Origin of the sequence: Streptomyces glaucescens (genome assembly GCF_002154375.1) — a bacterium.
Taxonomy (GTDB): domain Bacteria; phylum Actinomycetota; class Actinomycetes; order Streptomycetales; family Streptomycetaceae; genus Streptomyces; species Streptomyces glaucescens.
The window spans coordinates 1-6,522 of record NZ_MUND01000569.1; the positions used below are offsets into that span (position 1 = coordinate 1).

Annotated in this window: 5 protein-coding genes; all 5 read left to right on the forward strand. The window is 72.0% G+C overall.

Annotated features, from left to right (window positions below; translation table 11 throughout):
* The first annotated feature begins 7 nt into the window (after positions 1-7).
* Positions 8-1,096, forward strand: coding sequence for a cell division protein ZapE (zapE, locus tag CCN42_RS32015; RefSeq protein WP_086740858.1), 1,089 nt, complete (start codon positions 8-10; stop codon positions 1,094-1,096).
* A 677-nt stretch (positions 1,097-1,773) separates the two neighbouring features.
* Positions 1,774-2,355, forward strand: a complete 582-nt coding sequence (locus CCN42_RS32020; protein ID WP_086740853.1) for a carbonic anhydrase — start codon at positions 1,774-1,776, stop codon at positions 2,353-2,355.
* An 8-nt stretch (positions 2,356-2,363) separates the two neighbouring features.
* Positions 2,364-3,821, forward strand: a complete 1,458-nt coding sequence (locus CCN42_RS32025; protein ID WP_086740855.1) for a SulP family inorganic anion transporter — start codon at positions 2,364-2,366, stop codon at positions 3,819-3,821.
* 219 nt (positions 3,822-4,040) lie between these two features.
* Positions 4,041-4,877 (forward strand): slipin family protein, encoded by an 837-nt coding sequence (locus CCN42_RS32030; RefSeq protein ID WP_245877564.1) that lies wholly within the window; start codon positions 4,041-4,043, stop codon positions 4,875-4,877.
* Between the two features lie 88 nt (positions 4,878-4,965).
* Positions 4,966-6,333, forward strand: a complete 1,368-nt coding sequence (locus CCN42_RS32035) for a PhoX family protein (protein ID WP_086740857.1) — start codon at positions 4,966-4,968, stop codon at positions 6,331-6,333.
* Positions 6,334-6,522: the final 189 nt, after the last annotated feature.

Consider the following 6,522-nt stretch of genomic DNA (forward strand, 5'->3'; position numbering starts at 1 on the left):
CCCGCCGATAGCCGACCCGGCAGCACCCCTCTCCCTGTGCGCCCGCGAGCCCCACGTCCCCGCGGAGCGCCTCGTCGCGGAGATGGTCCCCCCGCCCCGGTTCGACTCGGTCCGTTTCAGCACGTACATCCCGGACCCGAACCAGCCCAGCCAGACCGAGGCCGTCCACGTCCTGGAGTCCTTCGCGGCGGGTCTCGGCGGCGCGCGCGCCGGCGGAAAGGGCACGGTCCGGCGCGGCTTCCTCGGCTTCGGCAGGGCGAAGGCCCCGAAGGCCCCGGCCGGCCCCCGGGGCGTCTATCTCGACGGCGGCTACGGCGTGGGCAAGACCCACCTGCTGGCCTCCCTCTGGCACGCCACTCCCGCCGAGCCCGCCCTGAAGGCCTTCGGCACGTTCGTGGAGCTGACGAACCTCGTGGGCGCCCTCGGTTTCCAGCAGACGGTGCGGACCCTGTCGGGGCACCGCCTGCTGTGCATCGACGAGTTCGAGCTGGACGACCCGGGCGACACGGTCCTGGTGTCGACGCTGCTGGGCAAGCTGGTCGAGGCGGGTGTCGCACTCGCCGCGACGTCCAACACCCTGCCGGGCAAGCTGGGCGAGGGCCGTTTCGCGGCGGCCGACTTCCTGCGCGAGATCCAGGGCCTGTCCGCGCACTTCCGCGCCCTGCGCATCGACGGCGAGGACTACCGCCACCGCGGTCTGCCGCAGGCCCCGGCCCCGTTCTCCGACGAGCAGGTGACGAAGGCGGCGCGCGCCACCGAGGGCGCCTCCCTCGACGACTTCCCGCGGCTGCTGGACCATCTGGCCCGCGTGCACCCGAGCCGCTACGGCGCGCTCACGGACGGGCTGAAGGCGGTCTGCCTGACCGGGGTCCGGCCGGTGCCCGACCAGTCGACCGCGCTGCGGCTCGTCGTCCTCGCGGACCGGCTCTACGACCGCGAGGTCCCGGTCCTCGCCTCCGGGCTGCCGTTCGACCGGCTGTTCAGCGAGGAGATGCTGAAGGGCGGCTACCGGAAGAAGTACTTCCGGGCGATCTCGCGCCTGACCGCGCTGGCCCGTGACGCCAAGCGCCTGGTGGCGCCCGGGGAAGCCCCGTAGGCCTTACCGGAGTACTACGTCATGATCAAGATCAGCTTCCGGCCAAATACCCCTCACTTTTAGGGCTCTCTCCCGCTGGAAACATTGAGTTAACCCTGCAAACGACTTTGCAGGGTTAACGTGTTTCTTGACCAGCCGTTGACCAACCGTTGGTCCGGACTAGAGACGTGAACTGGGCGGAAGGGAACGTATGTTCCGAGCTGCGACGGTACGGACCGCACTGCGGTACTCCACCGCCGTGCTGCTCACTTTTGGCTTCCTCGCCGTTTCCGCATCGTTCGCACACGCGCATGCGGATCGCCCCCGCACGGGCGGCGCCCAGGCTGGAATCACCCCTTCCGCTACGGCGCCGGCCCCCGAGTCGCCCGCGCTGCACGCCGGTCCGTTCTGCGGGGACCCGACCGGTCCCCCGCCCCACCGCGACCGCCACCGCACCACCGGGTCCCCACCCGGGACGGCCGGACGGCCGCTCCCGCCCCGGGACCCGGAACCAGGGGCCGGACTCGACACGCCCGCGCCCAGCGTCGTGCGCGACCACGCGTCGAGGCTCTCCAGATCCCACACTCCGGCCGCACTCCAGGTGTTCCGCTGCTGATCAGCAGAGCGACCCCCCACACACACCTCTGTCATGTACGCCCGACGCGCTCCCACGGCGCGCCAGGAGGAGTCACCACACCATGCAGCCCCTCATCGACAACGCCCGCACGTTCGGACAGCGCCCTGAGGAGTTCGCCAACCTCGCGGCAGGCCAGTCCCCCGAGGTCCTGTTCATCACCTGTTCCGACTCCCGGGTCGTCCCGGCCCTGATCACGGGCGCCCGTCCCGGCCAGCTCTTCGAGCTGCGCACCGCGGGCAACATCGTGCCCCCGTACGCCTCCGGCACCCCCACCGGCGAGGCGGCCACCATCGAGTACGCCGTGGAGGTCCTCGGCGTCCAGGACATCGTGGTCTGCGGGCACTCCCACTGCGGTGCCGTCGGCGCGCTGGTGCGCGGCGACGACCTCGCCACCGTGCCCGCCGTGCGCGACTGGCTGGCGCACGCCGCCGACGAGCCGAAGGCCACCGACCCGGCGGACCCCGAGGTCGCCGAGGCGGTGCAGCACCACGTGCTGTCCCAGCTGCTCCGGCTGCGGTCCTACCCGTGCGTGGAGCGGCGGCTGGCGGACGGCCGGCTCCGGCTGCGCGGCTGGTACTACGAGGTGCACACCGGCCGGGTCCGCGAACACCGCGCGGACACCGACGCGTTCGAGGCGCTGTGAGTCCCGCCATGACCAAGAACCCTTACCTCAGGCAGGACTTCGCCGCCTCCCTCGTCGTCTTCCTGGTCGCGCTGCCGCTGTGCGTCGGCGTGGCCGTGGCCTCCGGTGTACCGGCCGAACTCGGCCTGATCACCGGCATCGTCGGCGGCATCGTCACCGGTCTGCTGCCCGGCAGCAGCCTTCAGGTGTCCGGCCCCGCGGCCGGACTGACCGTGCTGGTCTTCGAGGCGGTGCAGGAGTTCGGGCTGCCCGCGCTCGGCGTGATCGTGCTCGCGGCCGGGCTGCTCCAGCTCGTGATGGGCGCCCTGAAGCTGGGGCGCTACTTCCGGGCGATCTCCCTCTCGGTCGTCGAGGGCATGCTGGCCGGTATCGGTCTGGTCATCATCGCCGGGCAGCTGTACGCGGCGGCGGGGCTGAAGGCGCCCGCCTCCGGTGTCGACAAGATCCTCGGGCTGCCCGGGGCGGCCGTCGACGCGTTCGGCAGCACCGATGCGCTGGCCTCGCTGGCGGTCGGCGCGGGCACCATCGCGGTGATGGTCGGCTGGAAGAAGCTGCCCAAGCAGGCCCAGTCCGTGCCGGGCGCGCTCGCCGCGGTGGCCCTGGCGACGGTGGCCACCCTGGCGCTCAGCCTGCCGGTGGCCACGGTCGAGGTGAACGGCCTGCTGGACTCCGTCCAGCCGCCCGGCCTCGACGCGTTCGGCGAGCTGGCGAGCCCGGCGCTGCTCGGCACCGTGCTGGCCTTCACGCTGATCGCGTCCGCCGAGTCGCTGTTCAGCGCGGCGGCCGTGGACCGGCTGCACGACGGTCCGCGCACCGAGTACGACAAGGAGCTGATGGCGCAGGGCGCGGGCAACGCGGTGTGCGGCGCGCTGGGCGCGCTGCCGATGACCGCGGTGATCGTGCGCAGCTCGGCGAACGTGGCGGCGGGCGCCAGGACCAAGGCGTCCCGGGTGCTGCACGGCGTCTGGCTGCTGCTGTTCGCGGCGCTGCTGCCGTCCGCGCTGGCCCTGATACCGCTGCCCGCGCTGGCCGGCATCCTGGTCCACGCGGGCTGGAAGCTGATCCCGTTCCGGCAGATCGCCGCGCTGTGGCGGGGACATCGGGGTGAGGCGCTGATCCTCGTGGTCACCGCGGTGTCGATCGTGGCGGTGAACATGTTCGAGGGCGTCCTCATCGGTATCGCCCTGTCGGTCGTCAAGACCGCCTGGGAGGCCTCGCACGTCAAGCTGGAGGTCGTCGACAAGGGCGCCGGTCCGGTCCAGGCGTGCCTGTCGGGCAACGCGACGTTCCTGCGGCTGCCGAAGATCCTCGGCAGTCTGGAGTCGCTGCCCCAGGACCGCCCGGTCGAGCTGGACCTGTCGGGTCTGCACCACCTCGACCACGCCTGCCGCACGGCGCTGGAGAGCTGGGCCGAGCGGCACAGCCACAGCGGCATCGAACCGGTGAAGCTCACCATGGCCGCCTGATCGCCCGAACGCCCGGTCCTCCGGCGCCTTGATCGCTTGATCGCTCGATCCCGCGCGGCGTCGCGCACGATCGTCCCGCCCGGCGCCCGGCCGGGGCCCACCGTGGCCCCGGACCGGGCGTCGGGCATATCGTGACACCATCGAACATCTCAGACATCCGGGTTCCGGGCTTCTCGGCTCGGGCCTCTGGGCTTCGGGCCTCTGGACGAGGGGGTCGTCATGGTGGAGGAGCTGCTCGGAGCGGTCGCGGTGGCCGGTACCGCGGGCGTGGTCTACGTCGCGGCGGCGGCGCGGGTCGTGAAGCAGTACGAACGCGGGGTGGTCTTCCGGCTGGGCCGGCTCCTGGACGGCGTGCGCGGCCCCGGGTTCACCATGATCGTCCCGTTCGTCGACCGGCTGCACAAGGTCAATCTGCAGATCGTCACGATGCCGGTGCCGGCCCAGGAGGGCATCACCCGGGACAACGTGACCGTGCGGGTCGACGCGGTGGTGTACTTCAAGGTCGTCGACGCGCAGAGCGCGCTGGTCAAGGTCGAGGACTACAAGTTCGCCGTCTCCCAGATGGCTCAGACCTCGCTGCGCTCCATCATCGGCAAGAGCGACCTCGACGATCTGCTCTCCAACCGGGAGAAGCTCAACCAGGGCCTGGAGCTGATGATCGACAGTCCCGCCGTCGGCTGGGGCGTCCAGGTCGACCGGGTGGAGATCAAGGACGTGTCGCTGCCGGAGACCATGAAGCGCTCCATGGCCCGGCAGGCCGAGGCGGACCGGGAGCGCCGGGCCCGGATCATCAACGCCGACGCCGAGCTGCAGGCGTCGAAGAAACTGGCCGAGGCCGCCCATCAGATGGCCGACGCCCCCTCCGCCCTCCAGTTGCGCCTGCTCCAGACGGTGATGGCGGTCGCCGCGGAGAAGAACTCCACTCTGGTACTGCCGATCCCGGTGGAGCTGCTGCGTTTCCTGGAGCGGGGCGGGGACCAGGGGGCGGGACACCGTGCGGAACCGGGTGCGGAACGGACCACGGAACCGGGCCCTCCGCCCGCGCTCGACCCATGAAGGTGCTACGCGTGTTGTTCCCGTGACGCACGGTAGATGGTAGACACAGCGGATCAACTGTCCTGTCCGCCAGCAGGAAGGTTCATCCATGTCTGTGTCCCGCCGTCAGGCCCTCGCCCGCACCGGTGCCCTGGGAGTGGGCATCGCGTTCACCGGAGCCGTCTCCGAGCTGTTCGCGGGCACGGCCGCCGCCCAGCATGTGGGCCACACCGGCTACGGCCCGCTCGTCCCCGACCCGGACGGCCTGCTCGACCTGCCGGAGGGCTTCCGCTACAAGGTGCTCTCCCGCGAGGGCGACCCGCTGCGCTCCGGTGAGGGCAAGGTGCCCTCCCATCACGACGGCATGGCCGCGCTGCCCGGCCGCGGCGGCCGGGTCCACCTGGTCCGCAACCACGAGAACCGCGCGACGGCCCGCCTCGGCGTCCCCACGGTCGACGGCCTGACCTACGACCCGGCGGGCAAGGGCGGCTGCACGGCCCTCACCCTGGACGCCCGCGGCAACGTGCTGTCCGAGCGGGTCGCCGTCGCCGGCACGGCCGTCAACTGCTCGGGCGGGCCCACCCCTTGGGGCACCTGGCTGACCTGTGAGGAGACCGAGGACCGGGCGGGCACCAACGGCTACGCCAAGGACCACGGGTTCATCTTCGAGGTCGACCCGGCCGACCCGCGCCGCACCGGGGCGGTCCCGCTGACCGCGATGGGCCGCTTCCAGCACGAGGCGGTCGCCGTCGACCCGAGGAACGGCATCGTCTACGAGACCGAGGACGCCTTCGTCCAGCCCTTCGGCCTCTTCTACCGCTTCCTGCCGAACAAGCCGCTCGGCGGCACCGGCGCGCTGCGCGCGGGCGGGCGTCTCCAGGCGATGCGGGTGCCCGGCGTGCCCGACCTGTCGGCCGTCCGGGAGCCGGGCGCCCGCTTCGACGGCGTCGAGTGGGTGGACGTCCCCGACCCGCTGGCCAAGGAGACCTCGGTCCGCCTCCAGGACTACGGCAGGAAGGGCATCACCCGCGCCCAGAAGCTGGAGGGCTGTTACTGGGGCGGGCGCAGCGTCTACTTCGTGTCGTCGTACGCCCGCAGCGAGGAAGGGTCGGCCGCCGACCACTTCGGGCAGATCTGGCGCTACACCCCCGACCGGCGGCACCTCACCCTGGTGGTCGTCTTCGGCCCGGACACCGACGTGCAGCTGCCCGGCGAGTCCCCGGACAACATCTGCCTCGCGCCCAGCGGCGGCCTGATGGTCTGCGAGGACGGCAACGGGGCGCAGCACGTCTTCGGCGTCACCCGCAAGGGCGAGGTGTACGAGATGGCGCGCAACCGCCAGGCCATCGGCACCGAGGAGGAGCCGGAGTGGGGCGAGTTCGCGGGCGTCGCCTTCTCCCCGGACGGCCGGACGATGTACGTCAACTGCTACACGCCCGGGACGACGTTCGCGGTGACGGGCCCCTGGCGCCGGTAGCGTCCGGCCCCGGCCGTCCGGCCGGGTGACTTCCGGCGGGCGCTGAGCGCACCGACGGCGGCGCGGGTCCGATTCGCCCGCTTCACCCCCTTACGTTCATACGATGATCCTTCTCGTACGACGTATCGCCGCCGTCTGTGCGCTCGGCGCCGCACTCGCCGCGTGCGGCGCCCCCGAGACCCCCCGCAC